The 18,901-nt window shown below is 60.1% G+C and carries 15 protein-coding genes and 1 tRNA gene; 7 read left to right on the top strand and 9 right to left on the bottom strand.

What is annotated here, in order from left to right; all coding sequences use genetic code 11:
- The coding region (locus ABI546_RS16190) for a valine--tRNA ligase (protein WP_348048082.1) at positions 1–2,657 on the top strand (2,657 nt) is incomplete at its 5' end.
- A 243-nt stretch (positions 2,658–2,900) separates the two neighbouring features.
- On the opposite strand, the gene ABI546_RS16185 is transcribed toward ABI546_RS16190, so the two are convergent.
- A complete protein-coding gene (locus ABI546_RS16185; protein WP_348048080.1) occupies positions 2,901–3,929 on the bottom strand; it encodes an NAD(P)-dependent oxidoreductase in 1,029 nt (342 codons plus the stop codon).
- Between the two features lie 124 nt (positions 3,930–4,053).
- Here ABI546_RS16185 and galU point away from each other — a divergent pair, with 124 nt between their 5' ends.
- Positions 4,054–4,974, top strand: coding sequence for a UTP--glucose-1-phosphate uridylyltransferase GalU (galU, locus tag ABI546_RS16180; protein ID WP_348048078.1), 921 nt, complete (start codon positions 4,054–4,056; stop codon positions 4,972–4,974).
- Positions 4,975–4,992: 18 nt separating this feature from the next.
- On the opposite strand, the gene ABI546_RS16175 is transcribed toward galU, so the two are convergent.
- The 3 genes from ABI546_RS16175 to cysM form a co-directional block, all read right to left on the bottom strand.
- Positions 4,993–5,220, bottom strand: a complete 228-nt coding sequence (locus ABI546_RS16175; protein WP_007867181.1) for a sulfurtransferase TusA family protein — start codon at positions 5,218–5,220, stop codon at positions 4,993–4,995.
- A 46-nt stretch (positions 5,221–5,266) separates the two neighbouring features.
- A complete protein-coding gene (locus ABI546_RS16170) occupies positions 5,267–5,830 on the bottom strand; it encodes an NUDIX hydrolase (protein WP_348048076.1) in 564 nt (187 codons plus the stop codon).
- 110 nt (positions 5,831–5,940) lie between these two features.
- Positions 5,941–6,843: a cysteine synthase CysM gene (gene cysM / locus ABI546_RS16165; protein ID WP_348048074.1), complete on the bottom strand. Its 903-nt coding sequence runs from the start codon at positions 6,841–6,843 to the stop codon at positions 5,941–5,943.
- A gap of 39 nt (positions 6,844–6,882) precedes the next feature.
- Here cysM and ABI546_RS16160 point away from each other — a divergent pair.
- The 4 genes from ABI546_RS16160 (at position 6,883) to ABI546_RS16145 (ending at position 10,031) form a co-directional block, all read left to right on the top strand.
- Positions 6,883–6,967 (top strand) — tRNA-Leu (locus tag ABI546_RS16160).
- Between the two features lie 133 nt (positions 6,968–7,100).
- On the top strand, positions 7,101–8,168 hold the full coding sequence (locus tag ABI546_RS16155; protein WP_348048072.1) for a site-specific integrase: 1,068 nt from the start codon (positions 7,101–7,103) through the stop codon (positions 8,166–8,168).
- 563 nt (positions 8,169–8,731) lie between these two features.
- Positions 8,732–9,688, top strand: a complete 957-nt coding sequence (locus ABI546_RS16150; RefSeq protein WP_348048070.1) for a replication protein RepA — start codon at positions 8,732–8,734, stop codon at positions 9,686–9,688.
- A 16-nt stretch (positions 9,689–9,704) separates the two neighbouring features.
- Entirely contained in the window at positions 9,705–10,031 is a 327-nt protein-coding gene (locus ABI546_RS16145; RefSeq protein WP_348048068.1) for a hypothetical protein, read from the top strand.
- Positions 10,032–10,306: 275 nt separating this feature from the next.
- Here the strand turns inward: ABI546_RS16145 and ABI546_RS16140 are convergent, their stop codons facing one another.
- From ABI546_RS16140 to ABI546_RS16125, 4 genes are all read right to left on the bottom strand, one after another.
- Complete coding sequence (locus ABI546_RS16140; RefSeq protein WP_348048066.1) at positions 10,307–12,769, bottom strand: heavy metal translocating P-type ATPase; 2,463 nt, start codon at positions 12,767–12,769, stop codon at positions 10,307–10,309.
- Between the two features lie 103 nt (positions 12,770–12,872).
- The gene (locus ABI546_RS16135) at positions 12,873–13,133 is read right to left on the bottom strand and encodes a heavy-metal-associated domain-containing protein (RefSeq protein ID WP_348048064.1); all 261 of its coding nucleotides are present in this window, start codon (positions 13,131–13,133) and stop codon (positions 12,873–12,875) included.
- Between the two features lie 335 nt (positions 13,134–13,468).
- On the bottom strand, positions 13,469–15,370 hold the full coding sequence (locus ABI546_RS16130; RefSeq protein WP_348048062.1) for a hypothetical protein: 1,902 nt from the start codon (positions 15,368–15,370) through the stop codon (positions 13,469–13,471).
- Positions 15,363–16,745: a glutamate decarboxylase gene (locus ABI546_RS16125; protein WP_348048060.1), complete on the bottom strand. Its 1,383-nt coding sequence runs from the start codon at positions 16,743–16,745 to the stop codon at positions 15,363–15,365. The genes ABI546_RS16130 and ABI546_RS16125 overlap by 8 nt, the downstream gene beginning before the upstream one ends.
- A gap of 863 nt (positions 16,746–17,608) precedes the next feature.
- On the opposite strand from ABI546_RS16125, the gene ABI546_RS16120 reads away from it, so the two are divergent.
- Positions 17,609–17,854 (top strand): hypothetical protein, encoded by a 246-nt coding sequence (locus tag ABI546_RS16120; protein WP_348048058.1) that lies wholly within the window; start codon positions 17,609–17,611, stop codon positions 17,852–17,854.
- A 756-nt stretch (positions 17,855–18,610) separates the two neighbouring features.
- On the opposite strand, the gene ABI546_RS16115 is transcribed toward ABI546_RS16120, so the two are convergent.
- Positions 18,611–18,898 (bottom strand): hypothetical protein, encoded by a 288-nt coding sequence (locus tag ABI546_RS16115; protein WP_348048056.1) that lies wholly within the window; start codon positions 18,896–18,898, stop codon positions 18,611–18,613.
- Between the last annotated feature and the right edge of the window lie 3 nt (positions 18,899–18,901).

Here is an 18,901-nt window from a genome sequence, read left to right as displayed (position 1 = left end):
GCGGCCACAACACGCTGTGGGTGCCCGGCACCGACCACGCCGGCATCGCCACGCAGATCGTGGTGGAGCGCAAGCTGCAGGGCGAAGGGAAAAGCCGCCACGATATGGGATCAACCCCGGTCGAGGCCCGCAAGAACTTCGTCGCCAAAGTGTGGGAATGGAAAGAAGAGTCCGGCACCACCATCACGCGCCAGATGCGCCGCATGGGCGACTCGGTGGCCTGGAAGCACGAGTACTTCACCATGGACCCGAAGATGTCGACGGTGGTGACCTCGACCTTTGTGAAGCTCTATGAGCAAGGCCTGATCTACCGCGGCAAGCGCCTGGTGAACTGGGACCCGATTCTCAAGTCCGCCGTGTCCGACCTGGAAGTCGAGAACGAAGAGCGCGACAGCTTCATGTGGCACATCGAATACCCGTTCAGCGACGGCCCGCAAAAGGCCGCTGACGGCTCGCCGCTGCGCGGCATGCACATTGCCACCACGCGGCCCGAAACCATGCTGGCCGACGGCGCGCTGGCCGTGCACCCGGACGACGAACGCTACAAGCACCTGGTTGGCAAGATGGTGGACCTGCCACTGTGCGACCGCAAGATTCCGGTGATCACTGACGAGTATGTCGATCCGGAATTCGGCAGCGGCGTGGTGAAGATCACCGGCGCCCACGACTTCAACGATTATCAGGTCGCCCTGCGCCACAACCTGCCGCTGATCACCATCTTCACGCTGGACGCGAAGATCAATGAGAACGGCCCGGCGCAATACCAGGGCTTGGACCGCTATGACTGCCGCAAGGCGGTGCTGAAAGACCTGGAGGCCCAAGGCTTCCTCGAAAAAGCCGTGCCGCACAAAAACATGGTGCCTGTGTGCGCGCGTACCGGCGCGGTGGTCGAGCCCATGCTGACCGACCAGTGGTTTGTGGCGCTCAGCAAAGTCAGCGACCAGGACCCGACCGGCAAATCGATTTCGCAAAAAGCGCGTGACGCGGTGGCCAATGGCGATGTGAAGTTTGTGCCCGAGCAGTGGGTCAACACCTACAACCAGTGGATGAACAACATCCAGGACTGGTGCATCTCGCGCCAGCTCTGGTGGGGCCACCAGATTCCGGCCTGGTACGACGAAGACGGCAAAGTCTACGTGGCCGAGAGCGAAGCCGACGCGCAAAAGCAGGCACCCGGCAAAAAACTCACGCGTGATGAAGACGTGCTGGACACCTGGTATTCATCGGCGCTCGTTCCTTTCTCGTCGCTTGGCTGGCCCGAGAAGACCAAAGAGCTGGATCTCTTTTTGCCATCAAGCGTGCTCGTCACCGGCTACGACATCATCTTCTTCTGGGTCGCCCGGATGATCATGATGACCACGCATTTCACTGGTCAGGTGCCTTTCAAACACGTGTATATCCACGGCCTGGTGAAGGATGCACAGGGCAAGAAGATGAGCAAATCTGAAGGCAATGTGCTGGACCCGGTCGATCTGATTGACGGCATCGAACTGGCGCCGCTGCTGGAAAAACGCTCGCAAGGCCTGCGCAAGCCCGAGACCGCGCCGCAGGTGCGCAAGAACACCGAGAAAGAATTTCCCGCCGGTATTCCCGGCTACGGCGCCGACGCACTGCGGTTTACCTTTGCCGCACTGGCCAGCCTGGGCCGCAGCATTAACTTCGACAGCAAACGCTGCGAGGGTTATCGCAACTTCTGCAACAAGCTCTGGAACGCCACGCGCTTCACGCTGATGAATTGCGAAGGCCAGGACTGCGGGCTGCAAGAGCACACCAAAGAGCAATGCGCACCCGGCGGCGAGTTTCACAACTACCTGAGTTTTTCGCAAGCCGACCGCTGGATTTCATCAACCATGCAACGCGTGGAGGCCGACGTGGCCAAAGGCTTTGCCGAGTACCGCCTCGACAACGTGGCCGGCAGCATCTACCAGTTTGTGTGGGATGAGTTCTGCGACTGGTACCTCGAAATCGCCAAGGTGCAGATCCAGACCGGCACCGCCGCGCAGCAACGCGCCACGCGCCGCACACTGATCCGCGCGCTTGAAGCCATCCTGCGCCTGGCGCACCCGGTGATTCCGTTCATCACGGAAGAGCTGTGGCAGACCGTAGCACCCATCGCCGGAAAAACCGGCAAGTTCATCGGCATGGCACCGTACCCGCAAAGCCAACCCGAGAAGATTGACGAAAAAGCCGAGGCACATGTCGCCAAACTCAAGACGCTGGTGGACGCCTGCCGCAACCTGCGCGGCGAGATGAAGGTCTCACCCGCCACGCGCATGCCGCTCTTTGTGCTCGGTGATGCAGCGTTCATGAACAGCGTGGCGCCCGTGCTGAAGGCGCTGGCCAAGCTGAGCGAAGTCAAGGTGTTTGAAGACGAAGCCAGCTGGGTCGCCGCCGCGCAGTCAGCGCCGGTCGCTATCGTCGGCGAAGCGCGTCTGTGCCTCTACATGGAAGTCGACCTCGCCGCCGAAAAGATTCGCCTGCAAAAGGAAGAAACCCGCCTGACCAGCGAGATCGCCAAGTCCGACACCAAGCTCACCAACGAAGCTTTCGTCAACAAGGTGCCGCCGGCCGTGCTGGAACAGGAACGCAAACGCCTTGCCGACAACCAGGCAGCGTTGATCAAAATCCGCGAACAGCTCGCGCGACTGATGAAATAACCCCAACGACCACCCTTAAGAAAGCCCCGGAGAACGGGGCTTTTTTAATCACCGAGTGCGCGGCGAGATCCCTCTTCACCAGCAGGCGCCGCGGGACTGGCTTCGCCAGACCGCAGGCGCAGCGCCCCCTCGGGGGGCAGAGAGCTACGCGCAGCGAGCGAACGTGGGGGCTTTATCTTTACGCGGGACTGGCTTCGCCAGACCGCAGGCGCAGCGCCCCCTCGGGGGGCAGGGAGCTACACGTCAGTGAGCGACCGTGGGGGCCTTACTCTCCGGCTCAGACCACTGAGACGGCGTGACGGCACCCGGCAGTTCCAGATCCATGGGCGCACTGGTTAATTGGTCCAGGCCACTGTGTGGCGTTCCGAGGGCTTCGTGCATGCGATGAGCCACATACCAGCTCGACCGCAGGCGCGCCTCGCGCGTATGGGAGCCCAGTCGCGGCGTCACAAACAGGTTCTTGAGGCCCTTGAGTGGCGAAGCGTCACCCAGAAAACTGGCTTCTGCGCCATCCAGGATGCAGGCTTCAATGCGGCCATCGCACAGCGCTGCGGCCAGCGCGCCCTCATCGAACAACTCGCTGCGGCTGATGCCGACCCACAGCTGACTGCGCTTGCAGCCTGCGAGCAACTTCTCATTGACGAAGCCGCGAAAGCGTGTGGCATACAGCATTTGCACCGACACGGCATCAGACTGGCTGACCAGCTCCGGCAAGGAGACAGGCTGTATACGCAGACGCTCCCAGATCGGCGCCGTGTGATGAACTGCCGGGTCGTAGCCCACAAGCCGCACGCCAAGGCCACTCAGCATGCCGGCCAGCGTGTGCGCCGTGGGGGCCAGGCCCAGAATGCCGACCGTGCTGCCGTGAAGCTCGCGCCCCATCTGGGTGGTGGGGTGGCGCCGTCCCATCAGGGCCGACACCAGGCCACGGCGGTACAGCAGCAGCAGGCTGCTCAAAAGGTATTCGGCATTGGAGCGCACGTTGGCGCTGCTGGCATGCACGACCTTGATCTCGCGCTCTTTGCAGGCTTCAAGGTCCGTGTTGTCGGTGCCCACGTGCAGGCGTCCGATGGCCTTGAGTTTGGGCAGGAAATCGAGAAATTCGCGCGTGACGACAGTTTGGCGCGGAAAAACAATGCCCTTGGTTTTGTACGCAATCTTGCGCAGCGAGATCAGGTCGTCCGCGAGTTCGGGGTGGTACGCAACGCCATGCCTGGTTTCGAGCCAGGCCATCGCTTCGGGCACCAACGCATCAAGAAGTAAGATGTCCACTCAGTCAATCCTTTTTCCTGCAAACTCGCGATTGCGTGATGTCCTCACGCAAATTCGGGCGTTTGTCCGACCCGCGCGCTGTATCTACAACGCAACACTTTAGGCTTTTATCCGATTAAAGTCGATGCAAAAATTTACATTAAGCAAAGCTGTCTTCCCGGTTGCCGGTCTCGGCACCCGTTTTCTGCCGGCCACCAAGGCTCAACCCAAGGAAATGCTCCCGGTGGTTGACAAGCCATTGATTCAGTACGCGGTGGAAGAAGCCTACGCGGCCGGCATCCGGCACATGATTTTTGTTACTGGACGCAATAAGCGGGCCATCGAAGATCACTTTGATACTGCTTATGAATTAGAGAACGAACTCGAAGTAGCGCAAAAGCATGCCCTGCTGTCGCTGGTGCGTTCAGTTCAACCGGACGACATGAACTTTTCATATGTCCGCCAACCACGCTCGCTGGGCTTGGGCCATGCCGTGTTGTGTGCAGAGCATCTGGTGGGCCAAGAGCCTTTTGCCGTGCTGCTGGCCGACGACTTGATGGTTGGCCCCAAGGGTGGCCAGCCCGTACTGGCCCAGATGGCGGCGCAGTTTGCCGAGGTCCAGCAATCCATCCTGGCGGTGCAGGAGGTTCCCTTGGATCAAACCCGCCGCTACGGAATTGTGGCCACGGAAGGCGCGAGCACCGGCCTCATGAAAGTCAAAAGGATTGTGGAAAAGCCGGCGCCTGAAGTGGCGCCTTCACGCATGGGCGTGGCAGGCCGCTACATCCTGACCCCTGCGGTTTTTGAGCACATTCGCAAGCAGACCTCCGGCGTAGGCGGCGAACTGCAGCTCACGGACGGGATTTCCAGCCTGCTGGGCCAAGAGAGCGTGTATGCCTACCAGTACGAGGGCAAGCGTTATGACTGCGGAAGCAAGGAAGGCTTTCTGGAGGCCACGGTTGAGCTGGCGCTGCAGCACCCCGAGGTGGGCGCTCATTTCCGGAACTACCTGGAAAACCTGCAGATCGGCTGGTCAGGCCGGGAACGCCGAAAACAGGTAGCCTGATAACCGCCTGTTACAGAATCAGCGACGCTTTAAAACGTGAATAAAGTCACTGCCGGCAACCTGCTGTTCGACCAGCTCGTTTCCGGTTTGTTTGGCAAAAGCCTGAAAATCCCGGGTCGATCCCGCGTCGGTTGATACAACCCGCAACAGCTGGCCACTGAGCATTTCCGTCAGCGCTTTTTTTGCTTTCAGGATGGGCAGCGGGCAATTCAGACCGCGGGTGTCGAGTTCTTTGTCGATGTTCATGAGAATCCTTGGGTTGCTGCGATTTTAAGCAAAGCGCAAAAGCCCTTCACCCGGCCTTACCCGCCCCCGGCTCCACTTTGCTCAGCAAGGTGGCCCAATCCATAAACTCAGGCTCATGGCCCCGCGTACGCAGCCAATCGGCCAGTGCGTAACCCGTGCCCGCCGACCAGCATTTGAGCTTGTCCAGGTCATACAGTCGGTAATCCACCAGTTCTGGCGACAGGCTCACCCCCCCCGTGCACACCGCATGGTAGGCAATGATGATCTGGTTCATGCGCTGAAAGTCATAGACGCCGATCAGGTCCAGCGACGTGGTGTCCAGGCAGGTTTCTTCCTTGATTTCGCGCGCTATGCCGTCCTGGGGCGTTTCCCCTGCCTCCATGAAGCCGGTGATCAGCGCATACATCTTGCCGGGCCAGGCGGCATTGCGGGCCAGCAAAACCTGGCCGTTGTATTCAATCACGGCTGCCAGTACCGGCGTCGGGTTGTTCCAGTGGGTGTAACCGCAGGCCGGGCAACGCAGGCGCGCCTTTTCGCCGCCATCCTCCATCTGCGACACCATCGCCAGCGGCGTCGCGCAGTTCGGGCAAAACCTGAATTCGTGGGTCATGGTGAAGAAATTGGAAAGGAAGAGGGTAAGGATGAGGAGCGCAGCTCGCTATCAATTTAGTAGCTGCTTGCGCTTTCCTGGCACGGGCAGAAGCACTTTTTAGCCAAAAATCAGGCCGGAAACACCCCAGTGGACAGGTAGCGGTCGCCCCGGTCGCACACCACAAAGACAATCACGGCGTCTTTCACGGTTTTGGCGATTTCCTGGGCAACCCAGCAGGCGCCTGCGGCCGAGATGCCGGCAAATATGCCTTCCTCGCGCGCCATGCGCCGGCACATGTCTTCGGCGTCGGCTTGGCTCACCGATACCAGCTCATCGACCTGGCGAGGGTCGTAAATCTTGGGCAGGTATTCCTGCGGCCACTTGCGAATGCCGGGAATCCGCGAACCTTCGCTCGGCTGGGCGCCGATAACCTTGATGGCCGGGTTTTTCTCTTTTAGATAGCGCGAAACGCCGGTAATCGTGCCCGTCGTGCCCATAGCACTGACAAAATGTGTCACCTTGCCTGACGTATCTGTCCATATTTCGGGCCCGGTGGTTTCGTAATGAATGCGCGGGTTGTCTGGGTTGGCGAACTGGTCCAGCACCCGGCCCTTGCCTTCTTTTTGCATCTGGTCGGCCAGGTCACGCGAATATTCAATGCCTGCGCTTTTGGGCGTCAGGATCAATTCGGCCCCAAACGCCTTCATGGTCTGCGCGCGTTCAATGCTGAGGTCCTCCGGCATGATCAGGACCATCTTGTAGCCCTTGATGGCAGCGGCCATGGCCAGCGCAATGCCCGTATTGCCGGAGGTGGCTTCAATCAGCGTGTCGCCCGGTTTGATGTCACCGCGCTCCTCAGCGCGTTTGATCATGGACAGCGCCGGGCGGTCTTTCACGGAACCGGCGGGATTATTGCCTTCGAGTTTCCCCAGGATGACGTTACCGCGCGCGGCGTTTTCCGCGGCGTTAATGCGTTGCAGCGCGACCAGAGGCGTTTTGCCAATCGCATCTTCAATGGTTGGATAGTTCATGGCCACACTGTGCCATAATTTGAGGCTTCGCTCCTCGCGGCCCGGGTGGTGAAATTGGTAGACGCAGGGGACTCAAAATCCCCCGCCGAAAGGCGTGCCGGTTCGATTCCGGCCCCGGGCACCATTCTAAATTCTCTAGCGTTTTCAACACGTTAGAGAATTCTGAAGATCGCTCCAGATACTGGGGGATTTTTCAGAATCGTTGGTCAGGTACAGTTTCGGTACAGTGCTGCGGCGCTAGCCCGTACCGGAACACTATGGCAACGATCGTTAAGACCCCCTCAGGCACATGGAAAGCGCTGATCCGCAAGACGGGCTGGCCACCAACCGCCAAAACTTTCCGCACCAAACGAGACGCTGAGGACTGGTCGCGCCGCACCGAAGACGAAATGGTTCGCGGCGTTTACATCCAGCGCGGTCCCGCAGAGCGTATGACCGTCGAGGTAGCCCTGACTCGCTATCTGCGCGAAGTCACTCCCACCAAACGTGAATCCACCCAAGTCGGCGAGCACAAAAAAGCCCTGGCTCTGACCCGGCATCTCGGCAAATACTCTCTCGCCGCACTGAGCGCCGAAATCGTCGCCCAATACCGCGATGCCCGACTGGCTGGCGATGATGACTCCGATGGCAAGCCCGTCCCACGCAGCAACAACACCGTGCGACTGGAACTGGCACTGCTCAGCCACCTTTTCACCATCGCGATCAAGGAATGGGGCATCGGCCTGCCGTTCAACCCGGTTTCCAACATCCGCCGCCCTGCGCCAGGCGCGGGGCGCAATCGCCGGCTGACAGTGGCCGAAAACGAGCGCCTGCTTGCCGCCGTGGATGCCCACTCCAACCCGATGTTCAGTTGGATCGTGCGCGGCGCACTGGAAACGGGGATGCGGCTCTCTGAGATTGCTGGCCTGCGTCTGAGTCAAGTGGATCTGCAGCGCCGCGTTATCCGGCTTGATCACACGAAAAACTCGTCGCCCCGAACGGTTCCCCTGACAGCAGCGGCAACCCAGGTTTTTCAGAACGCCGTGAACAATCCAATACGCCCTGGCGAAACTGACCTTCTGTTCTTTGGCGAGCCTGGCAAGGACGGAGTGCGCCGCCCCTACGTGTTCGACAAAGCTTGGACACAGGCCAAGCTCGATGCCCGCCTGGTGAACTTCAGATTCCACGACCTGCGCCACGAAGCGGTCAGCCGCTTTGTCGAGGCCGGGTTATCAGACCAAGAAGTCGCGGCCATCAGCGGGCACAAGTCTATGCAGATGCTGAAAAGGTATACGCATTTGCGGGCGGAAGACCTGGTGGAGAAGCTGGATAAATTGAGGCAATAGCTGGGAGGTCGACACTCTGTGTCATTTTTCAGACGCCCCAGCACGCAATTCGCAGAATTCTTTGCCCCTTTATGTAAGCCAATGTTTCCTGGCATCGGCAAGTCACTGATTTCTATACAAATTTAGCAAACGAACCCGATTTTCCTATCCACCAAGCGATCTAATCTTGGTTACCAATAATGGTCAAGAGCGGATGCCAAGATATGGAATATTGGCTTTCAAATCAACAACTTACAGAGAGTACCAGCTTGCTCGATTACTTCTGACTACTCAGAATTGCGCCTAGTTAGTCCTGATATAGGTGCATTTATGAAGACGGAAGAGTTTCTGCTGGGCCGCTTTGGCCCGCTAATGAGCATTGCTGACGTGGCAGGAATTTTGGGGCGTTCTGCCGATGGATTTCGGGTTGCACTCTATTCGGACGGTGATGTATCCCGCCGTCTACGGCCAACCATGGTGCGAATCGGCCGACGGGTCTACTTCCGCACACTGCAACTCGTAGACGCCTTGGGCTTGGACAGCCCGGAGGCCAATGGCACACTCCCACTCCCGTCGAAATCCTGATGCCTTGGCTACTGGAGGCTGCCGACTTCACTGATCGGAAACTGCCAGTTGATCCAGATCGTCCGGCAGGCATTCATTCCAAGAAGGCGGTCAAGGCGAGTTCAGCCAAGGTTGCGGGCCTTCTTGATACCGCCATCGCCATTCAGGAAGAGGACGCCACTGCAGCCGGCCAAATCGGCTATATGGCACGCGCCATGATCTGGGCCTCACTTCCACACAAGAAAGTCGATGGGTCGCATTACAAGCGGGACAACGGCCTCGCGTCCATCACCATGCTTGTGGACCCCGACATCGGTCTTCCCTACGGCAAGCTGCCCCGGCTCATTTCTGCATGGTTGACGCGAGAGGCAAAGCTGACAGGCTCACGTGAGCTGACCCTGGGTCGTAGTCTCAATGAGTTTGCCCAAAAACTCGGGCTATCGACGAACGGCGGGCTGCGTGGCGACACGTCCCGACTGAAAATACAGGCCACGAAACTGTTCAGCACTTTCGTTTCGCTCAAAGCACATCAGGGCCAAGACTTCACCTATAAAAACGTCGCACTGTCCGACGAAGGGGTACTACTTTGGAACCCGAAGAAGCCGCATGAATCGTCGCTTTGGGAAAGCACGATCACGTTGTCAGAAGCGTTCTATCGCGAGTGCATGGACTATGCCGTTCCATTCGATCTTCGCGTGTTGCACCGCTTGCGTTCGCCGCTGGCGATAGATCTGTATTTGTGGCTGACGTGGCGCATGTTCATACTGCGTCGACCAGCCTTGATTCCATGGGCCTCGCTGCGGTTTCAATTCGGCGTTGGTTACGCCATTACCCCCCAAGGGATGGCGCATTTTCGCGCGGAGTTCCACCGCTGCCTGCACGATGTACAAGCCCTGTACCCGGCCGCAAGGCTTTCTTTCGAGCGCGGTGGCTTGAAGCTGCTTCCCAGCCCGCCCCATGTCAATGCGCTCCCATAATCATAAGAATCTGACGATGGCGCGGAATACCCCAAACCCGGCAGTTGAGACCAGAACCTCTTTTACCGGCACGCTGGCACCACAAGGGCACAAAGGTCGCGTGTGGACGTTCAAACAGTTCTGCAAGGCCTGCGACACGCCCAGCGCGAATCGCGTACAGGCGGTACTTGTCGCAAGCGATACCACCGGTTTCGCGCTGCACGCACGTCAGAACAGACATCTTCATTGCATTACCCAGGATAACCGTCCTTTAACATTTCGGACCATCGAGCAAGCCCTAAACACCCTAGTTGACGTGCCACATTTGGCTTCCGAAATCATTATCACCACGGAAAACTGGTAGTACCGGCATGCGTAGCCCCTTTGCGATCAAACGATACTGTTCGACGCGACGGCCGAGTTCCCGGGTCTCCGGGCAGTCCATGACACGCCAATGCCTGGTTAAGGCTGACTGCAGTCGGTCGATCTCGCCCGATCAATGTCGGCGCTTGCACAAAGCAGACAGCTGCGTCTTTCGCCGTTGAGCGCCCTCTCTTACCCCGGGCGGACCATGACTTGGTGCAACCGGACATCGAGTTAGTCGGCTTGCGTCTTTCCTTGTACGCCGCGGAGGTCGGATCAGTCAGACTTAAGCGGAGTGATCCTCAGCCGCAGCGCATTGCCGATCACGGACACCGAGCTGAGGCTCATCGCCACCGCGCCCACCATCGGCGACAGCAGCCAGCCCGTGAACGGGAACAGCACTCCCGCGGCGAGCGGAACGCCCACCAGGTTGTAGACGAAAGCGAAACCCAGGTTCTGCTTCATGTTGGCGACCGTGGCGAGCGACAAAGCCCGCGCCGTCGCGATGCCGCGCAGATCGCCCTTCACCAGCGTGAGCTGGGCGCTGTTCATCGCGACGTCGGTGCCCGTGCCCATCGCAATGCCGACATCCGCTTTGGCCAGCGCAGGCGCGTCGTTGATGCCGTCACCTGCCATCGCGACGATGCGACCCTCTTTCTGCAGGCGTTCGACAAGTTGCAGTTTGTCCTGCGGCTTGACTTCGCCATGAACCTCGTCGATCCCCAGGCGCTTGCCGACAGCCTGAGCGGTGGTAAGCCCGTCGCCTGTGGCCATGATGATGCGCAGGCCGGAGTTGCGAAGCATCGTGAGCGCCTCTTGCGTGCTGGCCTTCACCGGATCGGACACAGCGAGCAGCCCGGCCAGCTCGCCGTCCGCGGCCAGGTGCATCACGCTGGCACCTTGCGCGCGCAGAGCTTCGGCCTGGTCCGCCAGCGACGCCACATCGATGCCCAATTGCTCCATCAACGTCGCGTTGCCGATGGCGAGGGTCTTGCCGCCCACGATGCCCTTCACGCCGATGCCCGACGCGGAGTCGAATTGCTCGGCCTTGTCCAACGTCAGCTTGCGATCCCGCGCTGCATGGACGATGGCGGCAGCCAGGGGGTGCTCGCTGCCCTGGTCCAGACTGGCAGCCAGGCGCAACACCTCGTCCTCGCTGAAGCCATTGACTCCCACCGCCTGCTCGAATGCCGGCTTGCCCTCGGTCAGCGTCCCGGTCTTGTCGACGATGAGCGTGTCGACCTTGCAAAGGTTCTCGATCGCTGCGGCATCCCGGAACAGCACGCCCTGCGTCGCACCGCGGCCGGTGGCGACCATGATCGACATCGGCGTGGCCAGCCCCAGTGCGCAGGGGCAGGCAATGATCAGTACCGTCACGGCCGTGATCAGACCGTAGACCCAGCTCGGCTGCGGGCCGAAGACGCCCCATGCAAAAAAGGTCAGCAGTGCGATGCCCACGACCCCGTAGACGAAGTACGCGGCCACCACATCCGCCATGCGCTGCATGGGCGCTTTGGAACGCTGGGCCTGCGCCACCATCTGAACGATCTGGGACAGCACTGTTGCCGAGCCCACGTGTTCCGATCGCATCACCAAGGCACCGCTTGTGTTGAGCGTGGCGCCGATCAGTTTGTCGCCGACCCGCTTGGTCACTGGCACCGGCTCGCCGGTCAGCATCGATTCGTCGAGTGCGCTGGTGCCTTCCAGGACTACACCGTCGACCGGCACTTTCTCGCCAGGACGCACGCGGAGGCTGTCGCCTTCATGGACATTGGCGAGCGGGATGTCCTCTTCGCTGCCGTCCTCCTTGACCCGGCGAGCCGTCTTGGGCGCCAAGCCGAGGAGAGACTTGATCGCCGCAGACGTCTTGGAGCGCGCCTTCAATTCGAGCAGCTGACCGAACAGCGTCAACGAGATGATCACCACGGCCGCCTCGAAGTACACCGCCACGCGGCCCATCGAGATGAAGGAGGCCGGAAAAACTCCAGGTGCCAGCGTCGCCACCACGCTGTAGACAAAGGCGGCACCCGTGCCCAGGCTGATCAGCGTCCACATGTTGGGGCTGCGGTTCATTACCGATTGTGCACCACGTACAAAGAACGGCCAGCCGGCCCAGAGCAAGACGGGCAGGGAAAGAACCAACTCGATCCAGCTCTGCGTGGCCATGTCGAACCAGCCCAAGAAATGGCCGAACATGGAAAGCGACGCGACGATGACGGTCAGCGGCAGCGTCCACCAGAAGCGGTGGGTGAAGGAAACGAGCTCCGGGTTCCCATCGTCGTCGTCGAGCGTCGGCATGACGGGCTCCAGGGTCATGCCGCACTTCGGGCAGTTGCCTGGATGATCCTGCCGGATCTCGGGGTGCATCGGACAGGTGTAGATCGCGGCTGCTTGCTGCGCATTCGACGGCGCACTGGGGCCTGGCGTGGTGGCCGGCACGTCGGATCCAGTCATCTTGGCGATGTAGCGCGAGGGATCGGCTGCGAACTTTGATTGGCAGCCCGCACTGCAGAAGTAATACGGTCTGCCTTCATGCTCGAGATGGTGAGATGCCTCCGCCGTCACGGCCATCCCGCAGACCGGATCCTTCAGCGCTTCAAGTCTTTCAGGGACAGCGTTGGGTTCGCCGGCCTTCCCGGTCTTCACATCGACCGGGTGTTCCAAAAGTGTGCTCATCGATCTGTCTTTCAGAAGGTGCTGGTGAACCCAGCGCTGCGGGAAATCCAGGAAGTTCGGCATGTGAATGTGGTTCCGCTCACAGAGCCCCGCTTCTAGGCCTTGCGATTCCATGCGTCTGTGCGGTGGCAAACTAACGGAAATGCCAACACCGTCGACAGATAGATCAGCCGCAACAACAGCCGCTGCGCCGCGTCCCGGTACCGGCCGTCGCGGGTATGGCGACGGACTGGACTTCGACCGGTGGATACCCAGCCCCTTTGAGCGCAGCCTCAACAGCCGCGCTCTCCTGACTGCTATCGACGCGTACCGTCTTATTCGGAAGGTCCACTTCAACCATCGCGTTGGCGTCCAAGTTGTGGAGCGTCTGCGTAATACGGCTCGCGCAACCACCGCAGGTCATCGAAGGGATAAGGAACTCTTGCATGAGGAACTCCAAAGATAAAAGACAAAGTCTCATCCCTGACATCATGTGAAGGTCAAGCGCTGGCTGAACAAGACCTTTATTGACGCTGGTCATTCAAGCCGTCACCAGAAGGTCGCACGGCCCTCACTTGGAAACGGCCAGGTCGCTCAGGTGCCGCCACCCGATCGGCGCCCCGTCGACAGCCAGTACCCGAGAAGAACCAGAAGGAAAAAGACCGGACGATCGTTCCGGCGATGAACGTCCCGATGGCGACCCTTGCGAAGACCTGCACGCCGCGCAGCACGACTGTTGTCGCCACCCAAAAGGCGACGATACAAAAACCGCCGACGAACCGCTTATCGCCAGGACAGGATCATCGAGAAATAGCCGCCGACGAGCGCCAGAACAGTCGTCAACGCATAGCTCACCGGATAGGGGACGGCGGCAACGGAACTGCCAGATTCCTCCATGATGGCGTTCAGGCCTGGCGTGCTGTTGCGCGCGCCCGTGGTGGCGCCGTCGGATATGATCGAGTTGAGGCCGAAGAGCTTTATGCCGACCCAGAAGGCGACCAGCGGCGGCACGAGCGCTCCCGCGATGCCGATGAGCGCGAGCCACAGAATGGTGTCGCCGCCCAGTGCGGAGATGACCTTCGGGCCGACGTTGGCGGACAGCACCGCCACGAAGGCGTTCAGGCCGAAATCCTGCAGGAAGCTGCGGGCACCTTCGTGCACGGGACCGCCGAACTCAGGATTACGACTGCGGAAATAGCTGACGCAAATGCCCGCCATGATGACGCCGGCTGACGTTCCAAGCGCAAAGGGTATGCCGGATACCGTGACAGTGACGATACCCACGAGATAGCCCACCAGCATCGCAAGCGCGAGGTAGAGAACCTCGGACTTCATCGTAGGCAGGATGACGTGGCCGCCCAAGCCTTTCGCCGTCTGCCGTAGTGCTGCGTCCGGTCCTGTCAGGCGCAAGACGTCGCCGAAGCGGACATCGCTTTTCGGGCCAAGGGGCAGTTCGGTGCCGCCACGGAACAGGGCCTGCACCGTGACGCCGCCCGACATGATCCTTCCGAGCTCTGCGAGGTTCTTTCCAGAATGACGGTGCTCTGAAACATGCACATCGGCGACTTCCAGAACGACATTTCGTGCAAGTGGATCATCGGATTCCGGACCGATCAGATCCCCGTCTTTCAGGATCGCGTCGTGAACATTCCCGCGCACCGTGACGATGTCGGCCTTTTTCAAAGTCGGGTCGTCAGCCATGTCCAGCACTTCACCGCCGCGGACCACCCGAAGGATCGGCGCTTCGGGATAGTCCGAGGCCAGGCGAGACACGGTGCGACCGATGAAGCCGTCATGGGCGACGGTGAAAGCACGCATGACGTACGGAGAAAGGCCCATCGCCAACGCACCCGGCGCGCCGGGAACGGGGTCAGTCGCACCGCCGCTGAACGCTACCTCGGCCAGTTTGGCATCCGCTTTGGCATCGTGGCCGAAAATGCGCGGAAGGTAGCGGATCAGCAGGATGATGCCGACTGTCGAGAGGACATAGCTGATTGCATAGGCGGCGGCCATGTTCGCGCCGACCTCCTCGACGGTCATGCCTGCGGGCGGCTTGTAGGCGCCACTTGCCAGTGCACTCTGGCCTACGCCAAGGACGGCCGTGATCGTATAGCTGCCTGAGATCAGGCCGGTCGCATAGCCCGGCGCGAGACCTGCCAGGGCCGCTCCAAAGTAGCAGATGACCCAGTTCAGGCTCCAGACGATCAGGCCGATCACGACGAAGGCCAGGCCGCCCTTACGCAGGCCCGAGAAGAATTGCGGTCCGACCTTCAGCCCGAGGGCGTACATGAAGAGCAGGAGCATGAACGACGACAGGATGCCTGGTATCGCGTAGGTGATGCCATAGGCGGCCTGGCCGATCATCGAGAGCACGACACCGACAAGAAGCGTGCCCGCCGTGGATCCAAGCGAGATGGTCTTGAAGCTGAAGTTTCCGATCAGCGTGCCGAGCGCCAGCGCGATCAGCACGAACGCGATCGGCTGGTTGCCCAGCATCTGGAAGAAGCCGTGAACGCCGGCTTCGGTGACGGGCCGGACGGTATCGAACACCTGCCCTATCACGCCGTTCGAAGCCGGCGCCGCGCCATTTTGGGCAACTGCTGGTCCGCTCCCCAGCAGGAGCGGCATGCAGGCGACGAGGACGTTTTGCAGCCTCGCCCTCCCGCCAAACGCCGCATCACCCATGATGAAACCCGGGTTTCGCTGTGGAGTTGGGGACCGGATTCTTCATCAGATCCAGAAGCGCACGCTTGATGTCGTCGAGAAGGAGCTGCGCGAGATCCCGACTGACCCCATGACGGATCAAGATGCGCTGGACCACGGTGTCCTTGCGGTTCGATGGAAGGGGATAAGAGGCGATCTGCCAGCCCCGCATCCGTACCCTCTCGGACAGGTCGTAAAGGGTAAAGCCGTGGTCTGCATCGGTCAGCCGATAGGCAACCGCGGGCAATCCGCCGTGGCCGTCGTAGACCATCTCGAACGACTCGAGCTTGGCCAGTTCGGCGCTCAACCACTGCGCCGTGTCGGAACAGGCTTGCTGAACGGCCGTGTAGCCGTCCCACCCAAGGCGCAGGAAGTTGTAATACTGCGCGATGATCTGGCCGCCGGGGCGCGAGAAGTTCAGCGCGAAGGTCGGCATGTTGCCGCCCAGATAGTCCACGTAAAAGATCAGCTCTTCGGCCAGGTCTTCCTTCGACGCCCAGATGACCCAGCCCACGCCGAGCGGCGCAAGGCCGTACTTGTGCCCGGAGGCGTTGATCGACCGAACCCGGTCGATCTGGAAGTCCCAGACGAGGTCGCGCTGGATGAACGGCGCGATGAATCCGCCGGAAGCGGCATCCACATGGATCGGGATGTCGAGACCGAGGTCGCGCTGCATGGCATCCAATTCACGCGCCAAGGCCTCGACCGGCTCGTAAACGCCTGTGAACGTGACGCCCAGCGTCGCGACGACGCCAATGGTGTTTTCGTCGCAGTGGCCACGCAAGTCTTCGGGCCTGAGACCAAGCGCATCACCCTCGAGAGGTACTTCGCGGATCTCGACATCGAAATACCGGGCGAACTTATGCCAACAAATCTGCACCGGGCCGGTCACGATGTTTGGCTTGCTGAAATCTTTGCCCTCGGCTTCCCGACGCTTGCGCCACTTCCATTTGAACGCCAGACCGCCGAGCATGGCCGCCTCGCTGGAACCGGTGGTCGAGCAGCCCACTGTCTCTCGCGATTTCTGGGCATGCCATAAATCGGCCAGGATGTGGACGCATCGGTTTTCAAGTTCGGCCGTCTGCGGATACTCGTCCTTGTCGATCATGTTCTTGTCGATCGCATCCGCCATCAGGTGCTTGACCTCGTCCTCTATCCAGGTCGTACAGAAAGTCGCGAGGTTCTGACGGGCATTGCCGTCGAGCAGCAGTTCGTCGCGAATCAAGGCATAGGCGGCGCGGGGTTCCGTGCGCTCCTTTGGCAATCGGTACTTCGGGAGGCTGTCCTGTGACGCCTTGGTCGCATAGATGTCCCGCAAGCTGGACTGAACGTTGAGGTCGACTTGATGGATGGGCATGATCTTTTTTCGTTAAGGGCTTTTGAGCGGGCTTGAATTCGCAGATGCCACTGGTTCCGACGCGCGGGTTCACCGTGGCCTTGGAACTGCGCATGGGGCCACCGATGCATCAGTGACGTGGCCAAAAAAGCATGCTGCTACTTTGCGCGCAGGCAAACTGTGCGTCTGTGCGGTAACGTACGTTGGGCTGGGCCACCGTTGGTCTTTAACGCGGCGATCAATACCTACCGAAAAAGAACTCAACGAAGAGTTGCTGAAGCTACGTGTACCTGAGTGGCAGATTGCCTAGAAAAAGCCGACATTGGGCACACCCCTTTCAACGACTGCTCCCGCTGCTGAGCGGACGCTCATCTGTGCGTGTCATCGAAAACTGATCGCAAACCTCGCCAATGGTTAGATCCCACACCATCGCTAAAAACTGCAAAACCTGACGATGGCGACACCCGCGAGCTGGCCGGGCCGAAAGGCTGTCACCAAAATTCTGTGGATGAGCCTGTGGACGGGCAAGACTTGTCCACGCTGAAACGCCGATACGAATGCCAACCGGCGCAACCCCTCGCCCACCAACGTATTCCAGTCTTTCAGCCGAATTTACTCATGCTGAAACACCGATATCGCCACGCTGAAACGCCGATACTGGCACGCTGAAACGCCGATATCACGCTTAGTCATTCGAAACTTAACTTGTTGATTTATAATGACATTCTCGTGGCGCAACCACCAAGCAGGTAGTTCTTCAAATAGTTCTGCATGTATAAACAAGTAGTTGATCGCCTTGAAAATGTGGATAAGCCATAGCTTCTGTGATTTTCTGGTGGGAGCGCGCAACTTGTCCACATCCCTGCAATAGGGTGGAGGCATAGATGAAGGGTGAAGTGATGAGTGACCAATACAAGCCCTACAAGCGTCGGCCAGCCGACGATGGCGGGGAATATCTACTGATGCCCCGCGATGATGATTTCCCGGGCCAATCAATGGCTCCCGGCAAGCCAGTTCGCATTGGCATACCTGTTTCGGATCAGCCGCAATGTACGCCCAAGGTAGAAAGCTCGGCAGAAGTCGAAGCAATGGTTGAAGCGTTCTTTGCATCCCTCAACAAAGCGGGTTAACGCACGCAGTCCTGCCTCCAGGTTATGGGAAGGAGGCCACCCAGATCATGACGCCGCAGCCACTCCCCCCCGCCCCTCGCCAGCGAGGGGAGCGAGTCGCCCTCTGTCGTCAGAGGTGCAGGCGGGCGGTGTGCTTCGCTTCCTTCGACTGCCCCCCAGACTGGAGGCTTGGGGCGCTCCTGCCGCGTCAAGGGGCCGAGTCCTCGCCCTACGGGCTGCGGGCCGCACCAACCCCTTGACCCGTCATCCGCTGGCCGGGGTAGGCCGTGCGCCGAGATCGTGGCCATAGCTTCGGTTTAGGCTGGAAGTGGTGTCAAGGGCACGCCCGGAGGCCGCACGCGGAGCGCAGCCGTAGGCGAGCACCGAACGGGTGAGGACGTGGGCGAAGCCGCACCCTTGACGCCACTGGAGGCCATGCAGCCTGTCGGCAAGGGGGAGGTCAAGGGCAACGCCCGCCGCGCCTGCCCCCGCAGCCAGTCGGGCAAGAACCGACGCAGGATGCAACCCGAAGGGGGTTGCCCAAGCGAAGCGCGGAGCGGGGACCGCTAGTAGGAATAGTAGGAGTAAGACTATTACTATTCCTACGGAGTCCAGCTGTTGATTCCCAATGGTGACAGGGCTACGACCTGGTCGAGTTACCGGCGTCACCAAGCCAGGCAGCTGGTGACACCGCCGCGCGATCAAGGAATATCCATTGTTGTCATCAAAAAAAAACTTCGCCGATGCAGGGTTGAGGCTGTTGCTATGGTTCCTGCTCTAATGGGCGAGCGGGTAAACGCGTCCAATGTTTTGCATGTTGTAGGCGTATTCCAGGCGGCCTAACGTCGTAGGCCGGTCGCCATCGCGCTTCACTGCCTTGGCTACCTTCGCCACATCAAGGGCATGGGCAGCCGCCAGACCGGGCACATGCGCTTTGGCTGTGCGCGGGTTTTCGGCCCGCTCCCACTCTTGCAGCCAGTGGGCAATTCGCTGGCTGTCGGCCGTGTGGCCCGTGGCATAGGTCATAAGCCGAATTAAGGCTTCGTGCTCAAGCTGGTTGAACATGGC

Source organism: Polaromonas sp. (genome assembly GCF_039932935.1).
Taxonomy (GTDB): Bacteria; Pseudomonadota; Gammaproteobacteria; order Burkholderiales; family Burkholderiaceae_C; genus Polaromonas.
This window is presented reverse-complemented; position numbering and strand designations above follow the sequence as displayed.